15 protein-coding genes are annotated in these 24,788 nt (G+C 73.5%); 10 read left to right on the forward strand and 5 right to left on the reverse strand.

The features are described from left to right. Positions 1-127: 127 nt before the first annotated feature. Both WMF26_RS49890 and WMF26_RS49895 read left to right on the forward strand, forming a co-directional pair. Positions 128-970 (forward strand): MBL fold metallo-hydrolase, encoded by an 843-nt coding sequence (locus WMF26_RS49890; RefSeq protein WP_437998450.1) that lies wholly within the window; start codon positions 128-130, stop codon positions 968-970. Between the two features lie 32 nt (positions 971-1,002). Continuing rightward, entirely contained in the window at positions 1,003-2,508 is a 1,506-nt protein-coding gene (locus WMF26_RS49895) for a sigma-54-dependent Fis family transcriptional regulator (RefSeq protein ID WP_437998451.1), read from the forward strand. A gap of 111 nt (positions 2,509-2,619) precedes the next feature. Here the strand turns inward: WMF26_RS49895 and WMF26_RS49900 are convergent, their stop codons facing one another. The 4 genes from WMF26_RS49900 to WMF26_RS49915 all read right to left on the reverse strand — a co-directional run bounded on the left by WMF26_RS49900 (position 2,620) and on the right by WMF26_RS49915 (position 9,144). Further along, positions 2,620-3,225 carry a hypothetical protein gene (locus tag WMF26_RS49900; RefSeq protein WP_437953086.1) on the reverse strand — a complete coding sequence of 202 codons (606 nt, stop codon included), beginning with the start codon at positions 3,223-3,225 and terminating at the stop codon, positions 2,620-2,622. Between the two features lie 124 nt (positions 3,226-3,349). Further along, on the reverse strand, positions 3,350-4,840 hold the full coding sequence (locus WMF26_RS49905) for a hypothetical protein (protein WP_437998452.1): 1,491 nt from the start codon (positions 4,838-4,840) through the stop codon (positions 3,350-3,352). Positions 4,841-4,917: 77 nt separating this feature from the next. After that, the gene (locus WMF26_RS49910; protein ID WP_437998453.1) at positions 4,918-7,779 is read right to left on the reverse strand and encodes a DUF4175 family protein; all 2,862 of its coding nucleotides are present in this window, start codon (positions 7,777-7,779) and stop codon (positions 4,918-4,920) included. A 78-nt stretch (positions 7,780-7,857) separates the two neighbouring features. Beyond that, positions 7,858-9,144 carry a GNAT family N-acetyltransferase gene (locus tag WMF26_RS49915; protein WP_061621752.1) on the reverse strand — a complete coding sequence of 429 codons (1,287 nt, stop codon included), beginning with the start codon at positions 9,142-9,144 and terminating at the stop codon, positions 7,858-7,860. 207 nt (positions 9,145-9,351) lie between these two features. Here WMF26_RS49915 and WMF26_RS49920 point away from each other — a divergent pair, with 207 nt between their 5' ends. From WMF26_RS49920 to WMF26_RS49930, 3 genes are all read left to right on the forward strand, one after another. After that, the gene (locus WMF26_RS49920; protein ID WP_437998454.1) at positions 9,352-11,340 is read left to right on the forward strand and encodes a DsbA family protein; all 1,989 of its coding nucleotides are present in this window, start codon (positions 9,352-9,354) and stop codon (positions 11,338-11,340) included. A gap of 277 nt (positions 11,341-11,617) precedes the next feature. Then, positions 11,618-13,054, forward strand: a complete 1,437-nt coding sequence (locus WMF26_RS49925) for a DUF6882 domain-containing protein (RefSeq protein ID WP_437998455.1) — start codon at positions 11,618-11,620, stop codon at positions 13,052-13,054. Between the two features lie 127 nt (positions 13,055-13,181). Continuing rightward, positions 13,182-14,513, forward strand: coding sequence for a phosphoribosyltransferase family protein (locus tag WMF26_RS49930; protein ID WP_437998456.1), 1,332 nt, complete (start codon positions 13,182-13,184; stop codon positions 14,511-14,513). A 10-nt stretch (positions 14,514-14,523) separates the two neighbouring features. Here WMF26_RS49930 and WMF26_RS49935 read toward each other — a convergent pair whose 3' ends face one another. After that, positions 14,524-16,077: a hypothetical protein gene (locus WMF26_RS49935; protein WP_437998457.1), complete on the reverse strand. Its 1,554-nt coding sequence runs from the start codon at positions 16,075-16,077 to the stop codon at positions 14,524-14,526. Between the two features lie 442 nt (positions 16,078-16,519). Here WMF26_RS49935 and WMF26_RS49940 point away from each other — a divergent pair, with 442 nt between their 5' ends. The 5 genes from WMF26_RS49940 (at position 16,520) to WMF26_RS49960 (ending at position 24,736) form a co-directional block, all read left to right on the forward strand. Beyond that, positions 16,520-17,815: a DUF1552 domain-containing protein gene (locus tag WMF26_RS49940; protein WP_061628091.1), complete on the forward strand. Its 1,296-nt coding sequence runs from the start codon at positions 16,520-16,522 to the stop codon at positions 17,813-17,815. Positions 17,816-17,874: 59 nt separating this feature from the next. Further along, positions 17,875-20,295 carry a DUF1592 domain-containing protein gene (locus WMF26_RS49945; protein ID WP_437998458.1) on the forward strand — a complete coding sequence of 807 codons (2,421 nt, stop codon included), beginning with the start codon at positions 17,875-17,877 and terminating at the stop codon, positions 20,293-20,295. Between the two features lie 196 nt (positions 20,296-20,491). Further along, complete coding sequence (locus WMF26_RS49950; RefSeq protein ID WP_020742099.1) at positions 20,492-21,034, forward strand: inorganic diphosphatase; 543 nt, start codon at positions 20,492-20,494, stop codon at positions 21,032-21,034. 624 nt (positions 21,035-21,658) lie between these two features. After that, positions 21,659-23,356, forward strand: a complete 1,698-nt coding sequence (locus WMF26_RS49955) for a DUF1592 domain-containing protein (protein ID WP_437998459.1) — start codon at positions 21,659-21,661, stop codon at positions 23,354-23,356. A gap of 51 nt (positions 23,357-23,407) precedes the next feature. Next, the gene (locus tag WMF26_RS49960; protein WP_437953095.1) at positions 23,408-24,736 is read left to right on the forward strand and encodes a DUF1552 domain-containing protein; all 1,329 of its coding nucleotides are present in this window, start codon (positions 23,408-23,410) and stop codon (positions 24,734-24,736) included. Positions 24,737-24,788: the final 52 nt, after the last annotated feature.

Here is a 24,788-nt window from a genome sequence, read left to right on the forward strand (position 1 = left end):
CCGATCCGGACCCGGCGCTGCAACTTCGATCGGCGCGGCCGGGGGCAGCAGAAAAGCGGAGCGATTTCAAGTCCCTGCGCCCTGGCACGCCGCTCGCTGAAGGGAGCCCAGGAGGCACGCGACGACGATGGAGATCAGGTTCTGGGGGGTTCGCGGGAGCATCGCTTCGCCTGGGCCGGAGACGGCGGCGGTGGGCGGAAACACCAGCTGCGTGGCGGTCCGCTGCGGATCGACGCAGCTCATCCTCGACGCCGGGACGGGCGTTCGCAAGCTCGGAGATGCCCTGCTCCGGGAAGGGCCGGTGGAGGCGACGGTGCTGCTCTCCCACCTGCACTGGGACCACATTCAGGGCCTGCCGTTCTTCGTGCCGGCGTACCTGCCGAGCTCGAAGCTGTCGATCGTGGGCAGCGCGCACGGGGCCGGGACCCTCCGCGAGGCGCTCTCGGCGCAGATGGCGGCGCCGAGCTTCCCGGTCCGGCTGGACGAGCTGGGCGCCCAGATCGCCCTGCGCGAGGCGCGGCCGGGCGAGGCGTTCGACGTGGGCGAGGTGCACGTGCGCACCGCCAAGCTCAACCACCCGGGCGGCGTGCTCGCCTACCGCCTCGAGCACGCGGGGAAGAGCCTCGTCTACGCGACCGACACCGAGCACTACGCCTGCGTCGATCCGGCGCTGCGCGCGCTCGCGGACGGCGCCGACGTGCTCATCTACGACGCGCAGTACACCCCGGAGGAGTACCGCGGCGACGCCGGGCGATCGAGGGTCGGATGGGGGCACTCGACGTACATCGCGGGCGCCGAGATCGCGCGGGCGTGCGGCGCGCGTCAGCTCGTACTCTTCCACCACGACCCGCAGCGGACGGACGCTGGCGTCGCCGAGATCGAGCGCCTCGCGCGCGAGCTCTTCCCTGCCTCGGTCGCCGCGCGCGAGGGGCTCTGCATCGACGTCGAGGCCGTCGCGCGGGCCGCGTGATGACGCGGGTGACGACAAGGGCGGCGACCTCTATGCTGGATCCTGCTCCGCTATCCATGTCGCGCCTCTCGCTGCTCGTCGATCTCGCCTCCCTCCTCGCCCGGGAGGTCGACTTCGACGCCCTCCTCGGCACGGCGTGCGAGCGGCTCGCGAAGGCGCTCCGCGCCGACCGCGCCACGATCTGGCTCGTCGACGCGGAGCGCGGCGATCTCGTCACGCGCGTCGCCGTCCTGCCCGAGCTCCCCGCGCTCAGGCAGCCGCTCGAGCGCGGCATCGCGGGGCACGTCGCCAGGACCGGCGAGGTCGTGCGCGTCGACGACGCGGCGCGCGATCCGCGCTTCGATCCGTCGGCCGATCGGGCGACGGGCTACACGACGCGCTCGATGCTCGTCGCGCCGATCCGCGAGGACGGCGCCGCGCCGATCCGCGGCGTCGTGCAGCTGCTGAACCGCGCGGGGGCGCCCTTCGACGAGGAGGACGAGCGCTACCTCGTCGCGCTCGCGACGCAGCTCGCCCGCGCGCTGCTCTTGACGACGCTCCGCGCGGCCGAGGGCGGCGGGCCGGGGGTCGTGCTGCAGGGGCCGTTCAACCGGATCGTGGGCCGCAGCGAGCGGCTGGCCGCCGTGTACGAGAAGGTCCAGCTCGCGGCGCAGACCGACGCGACCGTGCTCCTCCGCGGGGAGACCGGCACCGGCAAGAGCCTGTTCGCGCGGGCGATCCACGTCAACTCGCGGCGCCAGACGCGGCCCTTCGTCACGGTCGACTGCACGACGCTGCCGGCGCAGCTCGTCGAGAGCGAGCTCTTCGGCCACGAGCGCGGGGCGTTCACCGGCGCGGACCGGCGCGTGCCGGGCAAGGTCGAGCTCGCGGAGGGCGGCACGCTGTTCCTGGACGAGCTCGGGGATCTGCCGCTCGACATCCAGGGCAAGCTCCTGCGCTTCCTGCAGGATCGCTCGTTCGAGCGCGTCGGCGGCCGGCAGACGCTCCGCGCCGACGTGCGCGTCGTGTGCGCCACGCACTGCGACCTCGAGCGCGCGGTCGCCGAGGGCCGCTTCCGCAAGGATCTCTACTACCGCGCGCGCGTCGTCGAGATCGACCTGCCGGCCCTGCGCGAGCGCGGCCCCGAGGACGTCGAGACGCTGGCCCGCCACTTCGCGGACGTCTACGCGACGCGGTACGGCAGGCCCGCGCCGCGCTTCGATCTGGACGCGCTCCGCCACATCCGCGCCCACACGTGGCCGGGCAACGTGCGCGAGCTCGAGCACTGGGTGGAGAGCGCGATCGCCCTGGCGCCGGACGGCCGCATCTCCGCCGGGCACCTCCCGGCGCGCCGGCGCGGGGGCGCCCCGCCGCAGGCCGCCGCGGGGCCCGAGGGCGACGATCAGGTCGCGCTGCCGCTCGGCCTCACCCTCGACGAGGTGACGCGGCGCTACGTCGAGGCGATGGTCCGCGCGTGCGAGGGGAACAAGACGGAAGCGGCGAAGCGGCTCGGCGTCGGCAGGAACACCCTGGCGCGCGCGCTCCGCACGAAGAGCTGAGGCGGCCGCGCACGCGCCGTCGGTGAGCCAGCCGCGCCGGGGCCGCCGGCGAGGCGCCTGCGCCGGGCGAGGGCCCGCGCCGGGGCGCCTCGGCGCGCCGGGAGGCCTGCGTCACTCCGGGTTCAGGCGGAACCAGAGGCCGACGCCGACGATCCCCGCGACGTAGGACGCCCGCCACCTCTCGATGGAGTCGACCCTCACGTGAGGGCGCTCCAGGACGGCGTGCAGCTCGAGGAAGCTGCGCAGCTCCAGGTGGCGGGCGAGGCGCCACGCGGCGCCCCCGCGCAGGCCGGAGGTGATCATCCAGGAGAGCTCGCCGCCGTACGTCGGCTTCAGGCTCCTGTCGACGTCCGCGGCGACGGCCCCGGTCTGAAAGGAGGTGCACACGAAGACGGCCTCCTCGTGCCTGCATATCGACATGAGCCCGAGGCCGGCGGTGCTCTCCGGCCCCACGAGCGAGGCGGCGCTCGGGCCGCGGCCCAGCGCCCGGAGCACGCGCGCCTCGACCGACAGGGACGCGTCGAGCCAGCGGAGGGAGGCCTCCACCGAGGGGCCGATGCTCGCCGCAGGCAGCAAGCCGAACGCCAGCACGGACGACGCGCCGAGCTCGCCGACCCTGCGCGGCGCCGAGGAGGGCGGCGCGTCGTCGGCGCGCGACCGAGCCGGCAAGGCGAGGCTCAGCGCGACGACGAGGGCGATGCGATCCAGGTTCGGCACGCGCGCGACCGTAGGCGCGCGCTCCAGCGCGACGGAAGCCGGAGCGCGCGCGCTCGCGCAGAAACCGGCGAGCGCGCGCCATTGCGTCGAGCGGCGGCTTTTCCTCGCCTCCGCGGCCTTTTGATCAGCGCGCCCTGCGGCGCGCGGCCTCGCAGAGGGCCGACCGGGTGGGGTCGCTCGGGAGCTCCGGCGGCAGCTTCTCCTCGCAGGCCACCTCGGGGCTCAGCGGGTCGAGCGCGACGCCCGCCGAGAAGGCGCTGCCTCCGTCGGCGCCTCCGTGGAGCAGGCCGTGCAGCGACCACCACCGGCCGTGGCGGCTGTTCACGTCTTCGACCCGCTCGACCAGCGGGGCGGCGCTCGCCCGCTCGCCGGAGGCCAGCAGGGCGGCGGCGAGGAAGCAGCGCACCGCCGGCTCGTGCGGCGCGAGCGCCTGCGCGCGGGCGTGCTGGACCGCGGCGGCGGCGTGGTGGCCGCGATCGTGGAGCAGCTGCCCGAGCCGCACCCGCTTGGCGACCTCCTGCCGGTGCGGCATGTCCCCGCCCGGCGCGAGGTCGGGCGGCACGCCCGCCGGCACCGTGGCGAGGTAGGCGCGCCAGCGCTGGTCCCAGGCCGCGAGATCCGCGCCGGAGATGTCGGCGATCGCCCGCTCCAGATCCGCGTCGCTGCTCGCGTCCTTGAGCCGGCGCAAGAGCTCGGGCAGCGCCGTGTCGCCCGCCTCCCTCGTCCAGTACCGGATGAAGCTCGCGACCTCGGCGAACACGATCGCCGCCTCCTCCGCGCTCGGGAGCATCGCGATCGAGGGGCCGATCTTGTCGAGCGGGCGCCCGAGGCCCTTCTGGATGCCGAGGAAGGCGACCGCGTCCGCGGACGGCACGTCGTCCAGCGGGTCGGGCTCGCGCCAGCGGACCTCCTCGCGCTTGGCCACGCCCTCCTGCAGCCACAGCGGGGCGTTGTCCCGCGTGCCGCGCGAGAGCGCGAGGTGCGTGATCTCGTGCGCGAGCGTGTCCAGCCAGGGGTAGCCGTTCGGCGTCGCGCGCGGCGAGAGCATCGTCACCCGCCCCCACTTGGCGATGGCGACGGTGCCCGTCGTCCGCGCCGCGTCCTCGGGCAGCCCGGTCATCGCGGAGAGCGTGAACTGATCGCGGACGAGATCGATCCGCAGCGGCCGGAGCAGCTCGACCCCGAGGTCCTTCGCGAGCACGTCGCGCGTCTTCGCGGCCACCTCGACGAGCAGCGGCACGAGCGCGCGATCGTCGTCGTCCTGGAGCCGCACCCACACGCCGCGCGCCTCGTCGTTCACGACGACCGTCGCGGCGGTGGCGCGGGCGCAGCCGCGCGCGATGTCGCCGAGCGCCGCGCCCTCCGCCGTCGCCGCGAGATCGGGGCGCGCGAGGATCGCCGCGGCGGCGTCGCAGTCGCCCTCGTAGATGGCGAGCCGGCCGCGCTCGAGCGCGAGCGCGAGATCGACGGGATCCGCGCCCTCGAGGATGCCCCGCGCCGCCGGGGCGTCGATCTCCAGGATCGCGGCCCGCGCCCGCGCCGCGCGATCGAGGTCGCCGACCGCGATGCGGCCGGACGCGGTCGCCGACACGGTCGCGAGCGCGGCGAGGACCACCGCCCGCAGGCCGCGCCTCGCGAGGGCCGTCGCCCCGCGCGGAGCCCTCGCCGGGGCCGCCGTAGCGCCGGCGCACGTCATTTCAGGAGCCCCTCCGCGTAGCGCTTGACCGCCTCTCGCAGCCGCGGCTCCGAGGCGCTCCCGAGCCCCTCGAGGACGCGCCGGCGGAACTCCTCGGGGCCCTTGTGCTTGTCCTTGTCCGGGATGTCGGCCTTCCTCGCCATGTCCCTGTTCCCTTCCGACTCGGCGTCGCCGTCCTGGCTCTGGTCGTCGCTGCGCGACATCTCGAGCAGCCGCTGCGCGTCGCGCTGGCGCTCGTTGCCCTGCTCGCCTTCCCCCTCGGAGAGGGCGCGCTGGGCGTCGCGCATCGCCTGCTCGGCCTCCTCGAGGCGCTCGAGCATCTCCTCCGGCATGCGGCCGTCGCCCTGCTCGCCCCGCCTGCGCAGCTCGCGCGCGCGATCGGCGAGCGAGCCCTCGCGCTGGCTCGAGCGCGCGAGGCCCTCCCGCGCCCGCTCCGACGCCGCCTGCTGCAGCTGGCGCAGCGCCTCCTCGGCCCAGGCGAGCTCCCGGGCGAGCGCCTGCTGCGCCTCGCCCGCCTCGCGGCCGGCCCGCTCCTCGGGGAAGAAGCCGCCGCCCTGCGCGCCGAGCCGCTTCGCCTCGCCCAGCGAGCGCGCCGCGCCCTGGCCGCTCTGGACCGCCTCCTCGAGGCGGCCCTGCTCCAGCGCGCCGGCCATCGCCTCGGCCTGCTCCCTGCCGGCCGCCGCGGCGGACTCGGCCGAGCCCGGCGCCCCGCCGGGCCGCGGCAGCTCCTGCACCGCCTCGCGGATCGCCTCCGCGCGCCGCTTCGCCTCCTCGCGGAGCGCCGCGACGTCCTCGGGCCGCGAGGCGCGCATGAGCTCCTCGGCGACCGCGTTCGTCTCGGCGGCGTGATCGCGCGCGAGGTCCTCGAGCTCCCGCTCGCTCTGCGCGACGCTCTCGTCGGCGCGCGAGGCCTCCCCGGGATCGGGCCCGCCGCGCGGCGCCCCGGACTCCACCCCGCCGCGGCCGCCGCCGCCGAACGAGGGATCCGGCCGCCGGAGCCGCGCCGCGAGGTCGCGCGCCGCGAGCTCGGCGTGCGCCCAGTCGCCGGCGCCGCGGGCGCGCGCGACCCTGCGCAGGTCGCTCGCGACGATCTCGCCGAGATCGAGGCCGAGCTCGCCGAGCTTGCGCAGCTCGGCGCCCCCGCCGCCCAGCACCGTGACGGCCGCCTCGAGGCGGACCTCGCCGCCCTCGCGGTCGCCGCCGCCTCGAAGGAGCTCGGCCGCGGCCGCGGCCTCGTCCGCGACGTCGGCGAGCCGCTGCGCGACGGCCCGGGCGTCCCGGACGCCGAGGCCCCGCAGGCCGGCGTCGAAGGCGAGCAGCACGCCCTCGGTCTCGTCGAGCAGCTTCTGGTGCGCCGCGCGGGTGGTGGATTTCCGCTCGGCGCCGAGCGCCGCGTCGAGCCGGGCGAGCTGGCCGCGCGCGAGCGACGCGACGCGCCCCCGCACCCGGAGCCCGCCGTAGTCGGCGGAGAGCGCGCGCTCGACCTCCGCCTTCGCGGTCGCCTGCGCCTCGGCCTCGTGCGCGGCGTGCGCCGCGGCGCCGCCCGCCTCCGGCGTCTTCTGGCCGATGCGGTCCGCGAGCAGGTCGGTGAGGGCGTCGCGCGCCTTCGCGAGCGCGGCGTAGCGCCGCGCCTCGGGCTCGCCCACCTGCGGCGGGATGACCACGATCGCCTCGCTCCTGCCCCACTTCGGGCCCTCGATCGGATCGTTGTCGCGCGCCTCGATCCGCACCTCGATGGGCACGTACGTCCTGCGGAAGAACGGGTCGCGCGCCTTGAGCTCGTAGCCGCCGCGGTCGATCTTCGCGTCCCCCGCCGGCCGCGAGAGCACCCGCCGCTCCTCCTTCGCGCCGGCGCGCAGGACGAGGTCGACCTCGCGCAGGCCGTGATCGTCGGTGATCTCGTAGCGGAGCGGGATGCTGGGCTCGTCGAGGAGCCTGACCGTGCGCGGCGCGCCCTCGAGCGTGACGCGCGGCGCGTCGTCCGGGATCGACACGACGCGCTGCGCGTCGGCCTGCCGGACGCGGACCTGCCCGAAGCGCGCGGCCGCCTGGAGCGTCGTCGAGTCGCCGAGGGTCCAGTGCGCGATCACGCCGCCCTTGCCGTCGTCGACGAACGGGACCTCGGTGCCGCCGTCGGTCAGCACGAGCGCGCGCCCCGCCCGGACCGGGCGGCCGCGCACCGTGATCACGGTCCCCCGCGGCTGCATCGTCGTCGCGAACGGCAGGAGCACCTCGGCGCCCTCGTGCAGATACTCGGGCGGCGTGGCCGTCATCTCGACCTCCTCGAGCCACAGCAGATCGAGCGGCGCCTCGCCGCCGCGGGCGGCGAGGACGTCGAGCCCCTCGACGACGCGCGGCGGATCGATCGCGGCGGCCGCGAGCGCCGCCAGGCCGAGGCCGAGGCCCGCGCTCGCCCACCGCGCGGCCGACCGCTGCGCGCGCGCGAGGATGCGCGCCCGCGAGGCGCGGCCGAGCAGCCGCCGGAGGTGCAGGCCGGCGAGCTCCGGCGACCCGACCCGATCGTCGGCCGAGGCGCGATCCACGAGCGAGAGCGCCCGCAGGGTGGCCGCGCCGAGCGCCTCGTCCGTGCGACCGACGATCTCGCGCACGGTGCGCCGGGCGTCGCCGCGACGCCGCCGCGCGACGACGACCCGCGCGACGATCGCCGCGAGCAGCAGCGCGAGGCCGGCGCCGGCGAGCCCGCGGGCGAGCGGGGAGCCCACGCGCGCCACGTGCGCCGCGCCGAACAGCCCCGCGAAGGCCGCGGCGGTGAGCGCGCGCCGCGCGGAGGGATCCACCTCTGCGTCCCAGATGGAGCGCAGCCGCGCGATGGACAGGGCCGGCGCCTCGTTATCCATGGAGAGGCAAGGGTAACCGGCGGCAGCAGGTGGTCCAGCGGATCGGTGGGATCCTCCGGGGGGCGGGCGCCCGGGCGGTCAGACGTCGAGCTCGCCGTCGGTCATGAACCAGCTGTCCGGGTCGAGGAGCACGCGCCGCAGCTCGTCCGGGAAGCTCGGGTCGAGGTGTACGATGAGCCACCGCGAGCCCACGCTCGGGGGGTGGGGGCGCGAGAAGAAGCCGAGCGCCCGCAGGCGCGCGCTGAACGCTGGCGGCGTCACGAGGAGCATCCCCACGGAGACGTGCCCCTCGCGCCGCATCGCCCGGCAGAACTCGAGGAGCAGGGCGTCGAGCAGGGGGCCGCTGTCCTCGCAGAACACGTCGGTCATCTCGACCTTGTTGTTCCGCACCGAGTAGACGGCGTAGCCGAGCAGCCGCCCGTCGTGCCTGTCGAGCATGCAGAAGAAGCGATACCGGACGTTGCCGAGCTGCGCGTAGCGCCAGTTCAGGAACTGGGCGCTCCGCTCGCCGGCGATCGGCGACGGCTTCGCCCGCGACCACAGGTCGTCGAAGCGGTGGTCGGCGGCGTCCACGAGCTCGGTGCGCACGCGGCTGCCCCGCGCGAGCAGCGCCGCGGCGTCCCGGAGCGCCATCGAGGTGTCGACGGCGCGCCCGGCGGCGCGCACCAGGGCGTTGTCCGGCTTCACCGTCGCCCGCTGCACGGCGCGCTCGGCGGCCGTCGACAGCGCCCGCGTCAGGGGGGCGGGCGGGGCGCCCGGCGCCGCCGGCTCCCAGAGCGCGCGCCAGCGGGGGTGGGGGACCGCCGACGCGGCCCGCTCGGCGACCCGCTGCACCACCGCGGTGACGATGCTCTGCTGATCGCCGGCCGACGAGGCCGCGAGCTCGTTCAGCTTGTACGCGGCCATGAGGGGCCGCACCCAGATGGTGGAGTCCGCGATCTTCTTGTAGCCGGCGCGCTGGAAGATCGGGAACGAGGCCTTGTTGGGGAAGCCGAACAGGAAGTCGACCCCGGCGTCGCGGCAGCCCTTCGCGAGCTCGCGCTGGATGCTCATCGCGGCCCCGGCGATGCGGTGCGCCTTGGTCACGCCGAAATCGCCGAGGACGCCGGCCTTGAGCTTCCGCCCGCTGACGTAGACGTCGCGCGGGTAGAACGAGCCGCTGCCGATGATCTCCCGCGCCGGGCCGTGAAAGCCCATCCAGGTCCGCGGGGGGCCGGCCGGGTTCTGCTCCTGGAACCAGCGCATCCGCCGCTCCACGAAATCCTGCGAGACCTCGCCGTGGGCGAGGTTCTCTTTCCAGAGCTGCGCGAGGACGTCCCTGTGCGCGTCCGGCTGGACGCGGGCGGCGCTGTAGACCTTCTCCATGGCTTCCGGTGCGCTCTCCTGGCGCGGCAGAGCGGCGCGCCGGGCCCGTCATGGCCGAAGGCCGCGAGGGCGTCAATCGTGCCTGGCCCGGCCGCATCCGCGCGCTTCGCCGCTCCCGGGGCGACGCGCGGACGCGTTCCGCGCTGGGCGCAGCGAGGCCGCGCGGCGACGGCCGGCGTCATCGCGGAACGCGAGTACACTCGCGCGATGCTCCGCCGCGCCCTCGCCGCCGTCGCCTGGCTCTCGCTGATCTTCGCCCTGGCCTGCAGCTCCGCGCTCCCGCCGTCCCCCCCGGGCGCGTCGCAGCCGGCGAAGGCCGCGCAGCCGCCGGGCGCGGCCGCGCGGTCTGCGACGCGCCCGACGCTCGATGAGCTCATGGTCGCGGAGGGCGAGCCAGGTCCGGTGCCGGTGACCCGCGCCGATCCGGCGCGCGGCAGCCGGCTCGCGCCCGTGACGATCGTCGTGTTCTCCGATTTCGAGTGCCCCTTCTGCAAGCACCTGGGCGGCACGCTGCGGCAGCTGGAGCGGAGCTACGGCCCGGAGCAGCTGCGGATCGTGTGGAAGAACTTCCCGCTCGCCTTCCACAAGCAGGCCCGCCCGAGCGCCGAGGCGGCGATGGCGGTGTTCGCGCACGCCGGCCCCAGCGCGTTCTGGGCGTTTCACGACGCCATCTTCGGGGCGGACGAGCGGCTCTCGCCGGCGCTCGAAGCGACGGCGCTCCGGCGCGCGGGGGTGACGCCGGGCCAGGTCGAGCAGCTCGTCGAGCGGAGCGGGGCGGCGCGCAAGGTCGACGCCGACATGGCGCTCGCCGCGCGGCTCGGCGTGGACGGCACGCCGGCGTCGTTCATCAACGGCGTCCTGCTCGTCGGCGCGCAGCCGGCGGAGCGGTTCGCCGAGATCATCGACGCGCAGCTCGCCGCGGCGCGCGCGCTCCGCGCCGCGGGGACGCCGCCGGAGCAGATCTACGCGGCGCTCGCGGCGAAGAACTTCGCGGCGCCCGCCGCGGATCCCGAGGAGGCGGCGGAGGAGGAAGAGCGCCGGGTGGTGCACCTCGTGCCGGTCGGCGACTCGCCCGTGCGCGGCAAGGACACGGCGCTCGTCACGATGGTGCTGTTCAGCGACTACCAGTGCCCGTTCTGCAGGCGGGTGACGCCGACGGTCGAGAAGCTCGCGGCGCAGTACGGCGACAAGCTGCGCGTCGTCTGGAAGGACAACCCGCTCCCGTTCCACCCCCGCGCCGAGCCCGCGGCGGAGCTCGCGCGGGAGGCGCGGGCCCAGAAGGGGGACGCCGCCTTCTGGCGGGCGAACGACCGCCTCCTCGCGCCCGAGGCCGGCCTCGACGACGCGGCGCTCGAGGCCCTCGCCGCCGAGCTCCAGCTGAACGTGGCGGCGGCGAAGCGCGCCGTCGCCTCGCGCAAGCACGCGGCCGCGATCGAGGCCGACATGGAGCTCGCCGACGATCTCGGCGCCGCGGGGACGCCGCACTTCTTCATCAACGGGCGCAGGCTGGTCGGCGCGCAGCCGATCGAGGAGTTCCAGGCGCTCATCGACGAGGAGCTCGCCAAGGCGGAGGCCATGGTCGTGGCGGGGACGCCGCGCGCGAAGGTCTACGAGGCCATCCAGAAGCAGGCTGTCCCGCCGGCGCTCCCGCCGAAGGTGTCGGTGCCGCCGCCGCCCAAGGGCCACCCCGCAAAGGGGGCGGCCGCCGGCAAGGTGGTCATCCAGATGTTCTCCGACTTCCAGTGTCCTTTCTGCGCGCGCAGCGCCGCCACGATGGATGAGCTCCTCAAGGCGTTCCCGGGCAAGGTCCGCGTGGTCTTTCGCCACCTGCCGCTCCCCTTCCACCCCGAAGCGCAGCTGGCCGCCGAAGCGGCCATGGAGGCGCTCGCGCAGCAGGGGCAGGCCGGCTTCTGGAAGATGCACGATCGGCTCTTCAAGGCCCATGACGCCGCGAACCTCGATCGCGCTGCCCTGGAGCAGCACGCCGCGAGCATCGGGCTCAACGCGGCGCGCTTCGCCCGAGCCCTCGACGAGCGCACCCACCGCGCCGCCGTCGAGGCCGACGCGGAGGCCGCGCGGAGCGCCGGCATCACCGGGACTCCGGGGTTCGTGATCAACGGTTACCTGGTCAGCGGAGCCCAACCGCTCAGGAAATTCAAGAAGGTCGTGCGCCGGGCCCTCAGCGAGGCGAACTGAACGCGAGCGACGCAAATACAGGCAGCTGGGCGCAACAAACGCAACAAACGCAACAGACGCAACAAGACGGGCCCTGAACGCAAACGCACCTGCGCTGAAGGCGGCGTGAGCGCGCGGGGCCGGGGAGGTGCGAGCTCGGGTGATGGGCGCCGCGACGGAGCGCTCGATTGCGGGCTCCCGGGCGCGGCGCTCGGTGGACCGCCTTTCCGTTCGACATGCGCGTTTCTCGGGGCGCGTCTGTCGGTATCGCCCGCCGGGCTCGTGATACGCTGTCCCAATGCCCAAACCGCGCGGTCGAAGGACATCGGCCGAACCCAGGCGCACCGTCAAGGCATCGAGCGGGCGGGCGCGCGCGCAGCCTCGTGACAAGGCGGGCCAGCGCGGCGTCGCCGAGGCGGGCTCGCCGGCCGCGCTGCGCGACAGGCACGAGCGGCCGGCGGCCAGCGCGCGAGCGACGCCCGGGAAGGCGAAGGCAGCCGCCGCGCGGTCGGCCGCGCCGGCGAAGCGATCGGCCACGTCGCGGAAGGTCGCCACGACGGAGCGCGCGGCGGCGCCGAGGAAGGGCGCCGCGACGGAGCGCTCGTCGGCGCGGAAGGGCGCCGCGACGGAGCGCTCGTCGGCGAGGAAGGGCGCCGCGACGGAGCGGCCGGCGGCGCGGAAGGGCACCGCGACGGAGCGGCCGGCGGCGAGGAAGGGCGCCGCGACGGAGCGACCGGCGGCGCGGAAGGGCGCCGCGACGGAGCGGCCGGCGGCGCGGAAGGGCGCCGCGACGGAGCGGCCGACGGCGCCGAGGCTCCGCCCCGCGAGGGCGCGCGCCGACGAGCACGCCCGGGCGACGCCGCCGAAGCGGCGACCCCGCAGCGAAAAGCCCGCGAGCGAGGCGGACGACACGGAGCTCTCGCCGCCCCGGCCGCCGGAGCTCGACTGGGACGACACGCCGTCCGACAGCGCCGAGGAGGCGCTCGCCCAGCGCTGGGCGGCGCGGGGCGAGGCGCTCTTCCAGCAGCTCGCCGAGCACGGCGCCTCGCAGCACGAGCACCGCGCCGACCTCAAGGACGGGCGCTTCGTCTGGATCGCGCCGGGCGGCCGCGTCTCCGCCGAGGCGAGGGCGCGCCTCCTGTGCAGCTGGTCGCGCACCACGTCGGTCGTGGTCATGGCGTGGGCGGATCCGCTCGTCAGCAGCGCGGGCGTCGAGCGCATCGACGGGATGCCCGCGGAGCAGGACAGCGTCGACGAGGAGGGCGCCTGGCAGGTCGCGATGAGGGCGGCCGACGCCTGCGGCGCGGCGTACCTCTACCGCGTGTCCTCGCCGCAGGCCTGGTACTTCGTCGCGCTCGACGATCTCTCGTTCTCGCCGAAGCGCGCCTCGTTCCACCCCGGCGCGCCGGTCGGCCTGGTGCTGCGCGCCATCGGCGAGGTCCGCGAGGCGATCGCGTCGCGCGCCGAGCCCGCCGACGTCATCCGCGACAGGATCTCCGCGCTCAGCGACTCGCTGTTCCACCAGGCCAGGTACGCCTACCGCGACACCGACTGGGTCGCGCGCCTCGATCGGACCGGCTCGTGCCTGATGCACCTCGCCAAGCGCATCCCGCGCGCGTGCTTCAGCGCGGTCGCGGCCGGCCAGCGCGTCGACGAGTGGCTCGATCGCGAGCTCGCGATCGAGCTGATCAACGCGCTGTCGCTCATCGAGGACGAGTGGAGCCTGTTCGGCTGACGGTCCGCCGCGGCGCGCCGCGCGGCTGAGCCCGCGCCGGCGCGGCCCCCCTCCGCGCGCCGCGCGCGGCACCGCTCTTGAAAGATCGACGCGATCCAAAAGGGAGCGGTGGTGAGGGGAGGCGGCGATGGGTCGAGCGAAGCTGTTCCAGGATCGCAGGGACGCCGGGCGCAGGCTCGGGCAGCTGCTCTCGGGGTACAGGAGCGAGGCGCCGCTCGTCCTCGCCCTGCCCCGCGGCGGCGTCGAGGTGGGCTACGAGGTGGCGCGCGCCCTGGGCGCGCCGCTCGATGTGTGGATCGTGCGCAAGCTCGGCGCGCCCGGGCAGCCGGAGCTCGGCGTGGGCGCGATCTCCGAGGGGGGCGAGGTGTACATCGACCGGAGCCTCGTCTCGGCGCTCGGCATCGCCGACGCGGAGCTCGCCGACATCGCGGAGCAGCAGGCCGCCGAGGTGGAGCGCGGGGTGCGCCGGTTCCGGGGCGACAGGCCGATGCCCCGCGTCGAGGGGCGGACGGTCATCGTCGTGGACGACGGCATCGCGACCGGCGGCACGGTGCGGGCCGCGCTGCGCGACCTGCGCAGGCGCTCGCCGAGGCGGATCGTGCTCGCGGCGCCGGTCGCCGCGCCATCGAGCCTGTCGTCGCTCGCCCGCGAGGTCGACTCCATCGCCTGCATCGAGGAGGACCCCGGCCTCCAGGCGATCGGCGCCTACTACGAGGACTTCTCGCAGACCTCCGACGACCTGGTCGCCTGGCTCCTCGCCGAGGCGCGGCGCGAGCTGCCGCCGCCGGAGGGCGCGGAGCGGCCGCTCCTCGTCCAGGCGGGCGCGGCGGCGCTGCCCGGGGATCTCGCGATCCCGGAGCGCGCGATCGGCCTCGTGCTCTTCGCCCACGGCAGCGGCAGCAGCCGCAGGAGCCCTCGCAACCGCTCGGTCGCGGAGGCGCTCTGGCGGTGGGGGCTGGCCACGCTGCTGTTCGATCTGCTCACCGAGGAGGAGGCCGCCGAAGATCGCCGGAGCGCTCGCCTCCGCTTCGACATCGACCTGCTCGCCCGGCGGCTGCTCGGGGTGACGGACTGGGCGCTCGCGCGCCCCGAGCTCCGTCACCTCGGCGTCGGCTACTTCGGCGCCAGCACCGGCGCGGCGGCCGCGCTCGTCGCCGCGGCGGCGCGGCCTCGCGCCGTGGGCGCCGTCGTGTCGCGCGGCGGCAGGCCGGATCTCGCGGGCGCGGCCCTGACCCGCGTGCGGGCGCCGACGCTGCTCATCGTCGGCAGCGCGGACACCACGGTGCTGGCGCTGAACCAGGGCGCGCTCGAGCGCCTCGCCGGCCCGCGCCGCCTCGCCGTGGTGCCCTCCGCGACGCACCTGTTCGAGGAGCCGGGCGCGCTCGCGGCGGTCGCCCGGCTCGCGGGGGAGTGGTTCGCGCAGCACCTGTCCCCGAGGGGCGACGAGGCGCGGGCGTGATACGCCGCGATCACCTCGAGAGCCAGACCGTGTACGCGTGCGGCATGAACGGCGCGTCGTCGGGGTCGAACGGGCGGCTCCGGATCATGCTCCCCGCGTTGACGCCCACGATGAGCAGCCCCGCGAGGCCGTCGAGCCCGACCACGGTGCGCTGCGCGCGGCTCTCGCCGAAGATGCCGGCCACCTCGACGCGGCCGGCCTCGGCGCCCTGCCGGTCGACCTTCACGATCGCCCAGCGGAACAGCGCGGGCAGCTCCCAGTCGGCCACGAGGGTGATCTCGGCCGCCTCGAGGTCCGGCCCGCCGGCCGCGCCCTCCGCGGCGAGATCGAGCCAGAGGTAGGTGGCGCCGGTCGGCTCGATCGGGCGCAGGGGCGCGACCCGCCGCGGGAGCGTCGCGTAGGGCAGCGACCACTCGAAGCGCACCCGGCCGAAGTCGCCGAAGCGCTCCACGTCGGACAGGTGGGCGCCGTCGCTGCGGCTGCCCACGAACGCCCGCGCGATCGCGAACTCGAGGAGCAGGTCGTCGAGGTCCTTGCCGCGGGACCGGAGCGACGCCCGGAGCGCGTCGAACGTGTCGGGCTCGGCGCGGAAGCGCGCCGCGCCGCCGGGCGTGGGCTGCGCCGCGATGGCGAGCAGCGACATCGCGACCTGCGCCGGCGTCCCGGTGCCGTAGGCGTCGTCGAGGTACCACGGGAAGAGCAGGGCGCCGTCGAGGGCGCCGAGCGCCGCGCCCGTGAGCGCCCGCTCGGGCGCGCGCTGGAAGGCGTCGATCGCGGCGAGCTCCTCGGCCGGGCAGGGCGCCGCGATCGCCGCGAGGTAGCTCGCCGTCATGGCGAGCGCGCCCTCCTCGGCCCCGGCGTCGAGGCGCGTCGCGACGGCGTGGCCGAGCGCGTACGCCGCGTCGGACGCGCTCGAGCACCCGCCCCGCCCCGGCGCCGCGATGATGGCGAACGCGCTCGCGGCGTCGAACCGCTCGCCGATCGCCCTGAGGTCGTGCCCGACGCGCGCCGGGCGGCGCGGGCCGCGCTCCAGGTAGAGGTCGTACGCCGGGCCGCCGCCGCGCGCCCCGTCGGGGAGCGGCCGCGGCAGGCCGAGCGCGTCGTAGGCGCGCATCGCGGACTCGAGGTCGGCGAGGCTCTCCAGGAGGGCGCTGCCGGGGACGCCCGCGGGCGCGTGCGCGCAGACGGGCAGCGCGAAGGAGCAGGCGCGCTGCGGGGCGTCGCGCTCGTCGGGGCGCTGGACCGGCGAGACCACGGGGCGGCCCTCAGCCGGCGGCGCGGCGGCCTCGTCGGCGGGCGCGACGCTCCCCAGCGCGCCCGGCGCGGGCGGCGGCGGACCGGCCGGCGCCGCGTCCGGCGCGCGCGCCGCCGCGGCGGGGGGGCCGCCGAGGGCGGCGGCCAGCGCGAGCAGCGCGAGCGCGCAGGCCGCCTTGCGCCGCGGCCGGCGCGGCGCGGGCGCGCGCTCCCGTCGCCCGGGTGGGGCGTGCGCGGGGCACGGTCTCGACTGCTCTTGGCGTCCTGGCGGCTTTCCCTCTGTGTGACTGGATCGGACACGCACGAACATCGCTGCATCGTCGTATTCTCCAGGCGAGGAGATGTCGAGCGGCCGAGGTACAAAGGATGCCAAGAGGATAAAATTGTGGCTTCTCCTCGCGTTCCTGGCGTCCTCCTGATGCAGCGTGAATGTGCCAGGCATCACCAGCGGAGCTGAGACCCCTTAAGGCATTTCCGGACGCCCGCGGCACGTGTCTTGAATATCCGCCGCTGAATGAGGGCCTGCGTCGCGCGTTTCGCGGATGAGCCCGTGCTGTGCCGCAGAGGCTCACGCATTGTGCTGAATGTGCGCCGAACTCGTTCCGGTTCAGGATCATCCTCCAAATCGACTGGATCTCGCGCCCAGAACCGCTCCGGGTTCAGGCGACATGTGGCACCCTCGCGAGCTCGATGAATTCGAGTGCTCAGGCGCCGATCGCCTCGCGGGCACGGCCTCTGCAAAGCACGCTCGCATGAACCGCATATCCCGACGTCGCTTCGCCGCCGGCCTGGGCGCTGGTCTCCTCGCCGCTCCGTTCCTCGGGAGGATCAGCCAGCTTCGCGCCGACGGTGGTACTGCGCGCAACCTCGTCATCTTTTTCTCCCCCAACGGGACTCATCATCACCTCTGGCGCCCGACGGGCTCCGGATCGAGCTTCTCTTTCCCTGCGGGCTCGATCCTCGAGCCGCTCGCAGCGCACAAGTCCGATCTCATCATCTGCGACGGCATCGATTTCAAGGGTGTCGACAACCATGAGCCCGGCATGATCAACATGCTCACGGGCGGCGGGAACGCCGGCAGCGCGAGCCGCGGCCAGAGCGTCGACTGGTACGTCGCACAGGAGCTCGGCGTCCGGCCGGTCAACCTCGGCATCTACACGAGCCCGTGGGGGACCGGCGCCCAGACCCGCATGTCCTACAGCGCGGCGGGGCAGTTCGCGCCCGTGATCGACGAGCCGCGGACCGCCTACAACCAGATCTTCGACGGCTTCACCGGCAACGGCGGCTCGACCGGAACCGGAGGTGGCGAGATCGATCCGAAGATGAAGCGCCGGCAGAGCATCCTGCGCGTCACGAACGGCGAGATGGAGGCGCTGCGCGCCGGCGTGCCCGCGCGCGAGCAGGCGAAGCTCGACGCGCACATCGACGGCCTCAAGCAGATCGCGCCCGGCGCGAGCACCGGCGCCGGCCCCGTCGCGGCGAGCTGCGGCACGGCGCCCCCGCCGCCGCCCTCGTTCAACCCGACCGACGAGGACGCCGTGCCCGACATCGCCGTCGCGCAGATGGACCTCGTCGCCGCGGCGCTCGCCTGCGGTCGGACCCGCGTCGCGACCGTCCAGTTCTCTCACACGGTCTCGCCGCTGCACCTCCGGTGGCTCGGCCTCTCCAGCCAGGATCATCACTCGCTCTCGCACGCGAGCTCGGGGGAGGACGTCGACAGGTTCCGCGTCGCGGAGCGGTGGTTCGCCGAGCAGTTCGCTTACCTCCTCAAGAAGCTGAAGTCGACCGCCGGCTCCGGCGGCGGCACCCTGCTCGACGAGACGCTGGTCGTGTGGGCCAAGGAGCTCGGCGACGCGCCGCTGCACCGGTGCGAGTCGGTCCCGTTCGTCCTCGCCGGCGGGGGAGCCTTCACGCCCGGCCGCTACATCAAGTTCGGCGGCGCTCCCCACCAGCAGCTCCTGGTCTCCATCTGCCAGGCCATGGGCCTCAGCAACAGCACCTTCGGCGACGCCTCGAAGGGCACCGGCCCGCTGGACGGGCTCGCGTGACGCGCGGTCGTCCGCACGTCCGTCCACTCAAAGCACTTGGGATTACGAGGAACAAGCTTATGAACACACACGCGAAGGGACCCTTCGACACGGCGGACGCGTCCGTCTCCCGGCCCCCGCCGGCGAGCGACCCCCCGCGGCGCCGGCGGACTCCGCGCCTCGGCTACGCGCTCCTGCTCTCGTGCGCCGCGCTGGGCGCCGCGGGCGCCGGCTGCAACGGCATGTTCGGAGGCGGCGACGAGACGAACGGCGGAGACGACACGGGCTCGCTGGACTCGGGGTGCGCCGACAACATCGAGTTCTTCAAGGCGAACCTCTGGGACCCGATCATGTCCTCGAAGTGCACCGTCTGCCACACCGCGAGCGGGCTCGCGAAGGGGACCCGCATGGTGTTCGACACCTCGGGCACCGACGAGGCGCTGCAGGCCAACTTCGAGGCGGTGCGCGCCATGGCCGCGCTCGAGGTGAACGGCGAGTCGACGCTCCTCCTGCGCCCCTCCGGACGGCACCCCGACGGCCACGCCGGCGGCGCGCTCATCCCGTTCCAGAGCGAGGAATACCAGTCCTTCGAGAAGTTCGTGAACCGCGTCAACCTGGGCGAGGGGTGCGAGGACCAGCCGACGGCCTGCGAGCCCAACATGGTGTCCGGGCGGCGCGTCCTGCGCCGGCTGTCGCGCGTCGAGTTCGACAGGACCGTGGCCGACCTCCTCGGCGTCGACACGACCGGCTACATCCTCCCGACCGACGCGAACGTCGAGGGGTTCGACAACAACGCCGACGCGCTCCTCTACGCCGGGGCCGACGTCCAGCTCATGCGGGACGCCGCCGAGGACATCGCCGCCAAGGTGGCCGCGGCGCCCGGGTCGCTCGTCCCCTGCCCGATCGAGACCGGAGACGACGCGTGCGCGACCGAGTTCTTCGAGGGCTTCGGGCGCCGCGCCTTCCGCCGGCCGCTCACGCAAGAGGACCGGTCCCGGTACATGGAGCTCTACCGCGGCGTGAAGGCCGACGAGGGCTTCGCCGGGGGCGTCCAGGCGATGATCGCCGCCGTGCTCCAGTCTCCGTACTTCCTCTATCGCCCGGAGCTCGGCGTGGCCGCGCAGGACGGCACTTACCAGCTCCTGCCGCACGAGATCGCGTCTCAGCTCTCCTACATGATCTGGAGCTCGATGCCGGACGACGAGCTGCTCAGCAAGGCGGAGTCGGGCGAGCTCGCGACGCCGGCGGCCATCTCCGCCGAGGTCGATCGGATGATGCAGGATCCGCGGGCCGACGCCGGCGTCCTCAGGTTCTTCAGGACATGGCTCCAGCTGAGCGCCAAGCCGTCGAAGGACATGACCGCGTACCCGGAGTACACCGAGGAGATCCGGCAGGCGATCGAGAAGGAGACGGCGGCCTTCGTGCACCACCTCCTCCAGGATGGCTCCGGCTCGCTGGGCGAGATGTACACCGCGAACTACTCCTACGTGACCCCGGAGCTCGCGTCGTTCTACGGGCTCCCGGCGCCGGGCGGGGCCGCGGATCAGTACGGCACGACGCGCGTCGACCTCACCGGGTCGAACCGGATGGGCATCCTCACGCTCGGCAGCGTCCTCAGCACCCACGCGCACGCCGGCGAGTCGTCTCCGGTGCACCGCGGCAAGTTCGTGCGCGAGCAGCTCCTCTGCCAGCCGCTGCCGCCGCCGCCCGCGGGGCTCGACGTCAAGCCGCCCCAGCCCGATCCCACGAAATCGACCCGCGAGCGGTTCTTCGAGCACTCGAACAACGAGGCGTGCGGCAGCTGCCACTCGCTCATCGACGGGATCGGCTTCGGCTTCGAGCACTTCGACGGCGTCGGTCGCTACCGCGACACCGACGACGGGCACCCGGTCGACGCGAGCGGCAACATCGTGGGGGCGGAGGGCACGAGCGGCCCGTTCGACGGCACCGGAGAGCTCGCCCAGAAGCTCGCGGAGAGCCCCGACGCGCAGGCGTGCTTCACCCTCCAGTGGCTCCGCTTCGGCTTCGGCGCCATGGACCAGGCCGAGCTCTCCTGCATGGCGGACCAGATCACCGGCCAGCTCGGGCCCGAGAACCTCACGGTCGCGGGCGTCATCAAGGCGATCGCGCAGTCGCCGCGCTTCACGAGGCGCCTCGCCGAGGCGGCGACGCAGCCGGATCCGTCGGAGGATCCCGGCGGCGGCGAGGAGGAGCCGTCGGGCACCGACAACGATCCGCCGCCCGTGAACTCGGACTTCGACGTCAAGGAGACCGTGGACACGGTGTGGGACGGCGGCGGTTGCAAGTCGGTCGACGTCACCAACGTGGGCGACGCGCCGGCGACCTGGGTGATCACCCTGCAGACCGACGGCACGCCCACCGACGTGTGGAACGCCGTGGCCGAGGCGGGCAACGCGGGCGTGAAGTTCTCCGGCATGAGCTACAACGCCGAGCTCCTGCCGGGGGCGTCCGCGCGCTTCGGGTTCTGCTGGCGGGAGTGAGCCGCGGCGGCGCAACGCCGCCACGTCCGGCGCGGCCGCGCGTCAGGGGATGGCGCGCGGCCGCGCGCGTCATGCGTGTCCTAGGACGATGGCGCGCGTGGCGGGCGCCACGTCGCGCGCCAATTTGCCTGGAATTCTGCTATCCTGCGCGCCCCTCGTCCACACCCAGGGCGGGGCGAAAGCCCAGGACGCCTCAATGACCCATCCGCTTCACGACATCCTGCTCCCCGACAGCCGGCACGATTTCTTTCCCGTGGTGATCGAGATCCCCAAGGGGTCGAAGTGCAAGTACGAGCTCGACAAGAAGACCGGGCTCTTGATGCTCGATCGCGTGCTCTACTCGTCCGTTCATTATCCGGCCAATTACGGCTTCATCCCCCAGACGCACGCGGGCGACGGCGATCCGCTCGACGTCCTCGTCCTCATGCAGGAGCCGGTCGTGCCGCTCACGATCGTGAGGGCGCGCGCCATCGGCGGCTTCTTCATGCGCGACGACAAGGGCGTCGACGACAAGATCATCGCCGTCGCCGTCGACGACCCCTCCGTGGCCCATTACCTGACCCACGAGGAGCTGCCCCCGCATGTGACCAAGGAGCTCATGCGGTTCTTCATCGACTACAAGACGCTCGAGAACAAGCTCGCCGAGGTCGAGACGATGTACGACAGGAACCGCGCCCTGGAGGTCATCGAGGAGTCCGTCGCCAGCTATCGCTCGATCAGCGCCTGGTCCAAGGGCTGACGCGGCCGGGGCTGGGGGCCCGGCCACCGATGAGCATGGATGGATCGCGACCGGGGTGGATCACGCTTCCTGGACTTTCCCGCGTCCACCCCAGCGAAACCTCCGAAAAAATCCAGAAATTGGCCCAGGACCCCGGGTTGGCATCGAGGGACGACGCGGCACAGGGGTTGCACTTCATCTCGCCGTGGATCGCTTTTCGACACTCACGGGAAATGGCCAGCTCGCCCGGCGGCTGGCCGCGGGACCCGAGGTCGAGGCGCGCCTGGCGATCCAGCGGCTCCGGGTCGGCTCTGGGTTGGCGAGCCGGCCGAGCTCGCCCGCATGGCGCACGACAGCGTGAATCGGCTCGACGCTCTGCGTCGAGCGAGACTCCCTCTCTGGAGAGCGAACTCGGTCCTGTGACGATCCTGTGAACGATGAGGCCTGCGGAGACAGGTAGAAGCGCTGAATCAACCAACCGACGAATCGAGTCAGGGCACGTGGAAACCACGTGAGCTCGTGAGTTATCAAGGCGACACCGCTTGATCGGGGCTTGACAACATGAGAGACATCAGCTTTTCTCAAGCAATGATGAGCACGCTTAAGAGCTTAGTTTCGGCGAAGGCGTGTCGCCGCTATTCCGCAGTGGCACTGCTCCTCGCCGGCCCGCTCGGTTGCTTGGGCAATCTGGGCAATGTCGACGGCACGCCCGCCGAGGACGACCCGAGCGATACTCCGGACGATCAGCCGCCGATCGACAAGCCGCCGCCGCAGCCCCACGACATCCCCAAGGTGTCGGAGTGCGAGGTCGAGGACCTGAGCACCCCCGGCCCGCGCACGGTGCGGCGCCTGACGGTGGAGCAGTTCGAGGCCACCGTGCGCGATCTCTTCCGGGATCCGAGCGTCGCCCTGCCGAGCATCTTCAACGATCCGCAGGTGCTCGGGTTCACGGCCGACGCGAACGCGCTCGTGATCCGCGACCTGACCGCCCAGCAGATCATGGACTGGGCCGAGGCGACCGCGGACTGGGCGGTGACGAACAAGCTCGACACCCTCACCTCGGCCACCTGCCGGACGACCGACGAGGCCTGCCGCGGCCAGTTCATCCGCGACTTCGGCCGCCGCGCGTTCCGCGAGCCGCTCCCGACGGACCGCTTCGAGGCCTACGACAAACTGTTCGGGGCGGAGAGCACGTTCGAGGACGGCGCCAAGGTGGTCGTGAGCGCCATGCTGCAGTCGCCGTACTTCCTGTACCGCCACGAGATCGGCCGGGAGGCGGGCGGCGGCATCTACGAGCTCTCCCCGCACGAGATCGCGAGCAACCTCTCGTACCTCTTGACCGGGACCATGCCGGACGCGGCGCTGCTGCAGGCCGCCGACGAGGCCGCCGCCGCGGGCACCACGCTGAGCAGCGAGCTGATCACCCAGCACGCGCTGCGCATCCTGGAAGACCCGGCGACGCGGCCGCTCGCCGAGGCGGAGATGACGCGGTTCATGCGCGGCTGGCTCCAGCTGAACCGCCTGGTCACCGCGGTGAAGGACAACACGGTCTTCAACCTCAGCGACGACCTGCGCAAGGACATGATGTCCGAGACGCAGGCGCTCATCGTGGACACCGCGTTCAACCAGAACGGCACGTTCGCCAACCTCCTGCAGGCGGACTACACGTTCGTCAACAGCAGCCTGGCCACGCACTACGGCATCGGCGGCGCCGGCGGCACCGAGCTCACCCGGGTGACGCTCGCCCCCGGGCAGCGCGATCGCGGCATCCTGGCCCACGGCAGCTTCCTGACCGGGCACGGCGGCGCGAAGCTGTCCTCGCCGACCCAGCGCGGCAAGATGGTCCGCACGCGCCTGCTCTGCCAGCCGCTCGATCCCCCGCCGCCCGGCGTCGATCCGAACATCAAGCCCCTGGAGACCCCGGCGACCACGCGCGAGATGGTCGAGCAGCACACCCGCGCTGACTACTGCCACAGCTGCCACGTGCAGATGGACCCGATCGGCGTCGGCTTCGAGCACTACGACACGTTCGGCCGGTGGCGGAACGACGAGGCCGGGATCCCCGTCGACGTGACCGGGATGATCGTCGAGCCGCCTTCCGGGGACGACTTCAACTTCAACGGCGTGACCGAGCTGGCCGACTACCTCGCGGCGAGCGACGACGTCAAGGCGTGCATGGTCCGTTACTGGTCGTACTACGCGTTCGGCGACACCTGGGAGCAGGACGGCTGCACGTACGAGAAGGTCCAGCAGGAGGCGTCGGCCGACGAGTACCGCCTGAAGAGCGTGTGGCTCGCGCTGACGCGCACGCCGCACTTCACCCGCAGAGTTCAAGGTCCGTGACCCCACGGCTGCAAACAAAGAAGAGATCGGTAGCAAGTGAAAGGATCGGTCATGCGCAGCCACAGTCGTAGGAACTTCCTTAAGGGTGTTGGGGCCAGCCTCGGGGCTAGCCTGCTGTTCTCGCCCTTCTATGACTCCATCGCCAACGCGGCTCCCGGGAAGAAGCCGAAGCGGCTCCTGATCTTCTTCACCATGGGGACGGCCCCCGAGGTCTGGAAGCCGAAGAGCGTCTCGGGGGAGACCCCCACGTTCAGCGAGGCCACCTCGCCGCTGGAGGAGGTGAAGGAGCACATCGTGATGCTGGACGGCCTCCCCAGCGCGAGCCCCGGCAACAACCACGGGTCCGCCGACGGCCTCACCGGGATGGGCTACTTCAGCAACGGCCCCTACGGGCTCATCTCGGTCGACCAGTACATCGTCGAGAAGCTGAAGGGCGCCGGGCTCGCGACCCCCATCCCCTCGCTCCTGCTCGGCGCCGACACGAGCGGCGGCAAGACGGGGTTCTACAAGAACACCAACCTGGTGCCGATCGGCTCGCCGATGTCCGCCTACTCGACCGTGTTCTCGGGGGTGACCCCGTCGAACCCGACGAACCCGAACCAACCCGACCCCGCCGCCGAGGCTCGGCTGCGCCGGCGCATGAGCATCCTCGACAACCTCAAGGGCGAGATCACGGCGCTCAAGGGGAACCTGGGCCAGGAGCAGAAGTACAAGCTGGATCTGCACCTCGAGTCGCTCCGCCAGATCGAGAACCGGCTCTCGGGCTCGATGACCGGCGGGCCCGGCGGGCCCACCGGCGGCGGCTGCTCCGTCCCGACGAGCCCCTCGGGCGACATGTCGAACCCGATGAAGGCCAACCAGCTTCATCTCGACATCATCGTGGGCGCCTTCGCGTGCGACATCACGCGCGTCGCGGCGATCCAGTGGGGCTCGGATCAGATGATGAACGTCAACCTGCCGGAGATCGGCCTGGCGGACGAGGAGCACAACGGCCTGATCCACGGCAACGACCCCGGCCACGTGAAGCTGATCAAGCTCGAGAAGTGGCTGCACGAGCAGTTCGTCGGCGTCATCAAGAAGCTGAAGGAGCTGCCCGAGGCCGACGGCTCCGGCTCGCTCCTCGACAACACGCTGATCGCCTGGTGCCGCGACATGGGCGACGCGCCGGCGCACACCCAGAACGAGATGAAGTTCGTCCTGGCGAGCGGCACCGGCGGCTACCTGAAGACGGCCCCGGGCGGCCGGTTCATCAAGAGCCAGGAGCGGCACGAGCGCGTGCTGCTCAGCCTGTGCGACGCGATGGGCGTCACGGACTACTCCGGCTTCGGCGATCCGGCCTTGGGGGCGAAGTCGCCGCTCCCGGGCCTGGCGGCTACCTGAGAGCACGGGGCGCGAGCCCCCCCCCGCCGCGACAGGCGCGCCCCCACGCGCC

This window comes from Sorangium sp. So ce185 (genome assembly GCF_051526825.1).
GTDB lineage: Bacteria > Myxococcota_A > Polyangia > Polyangiales > Polyangiaceae > Sorangium > Sorangium cellulosum_D.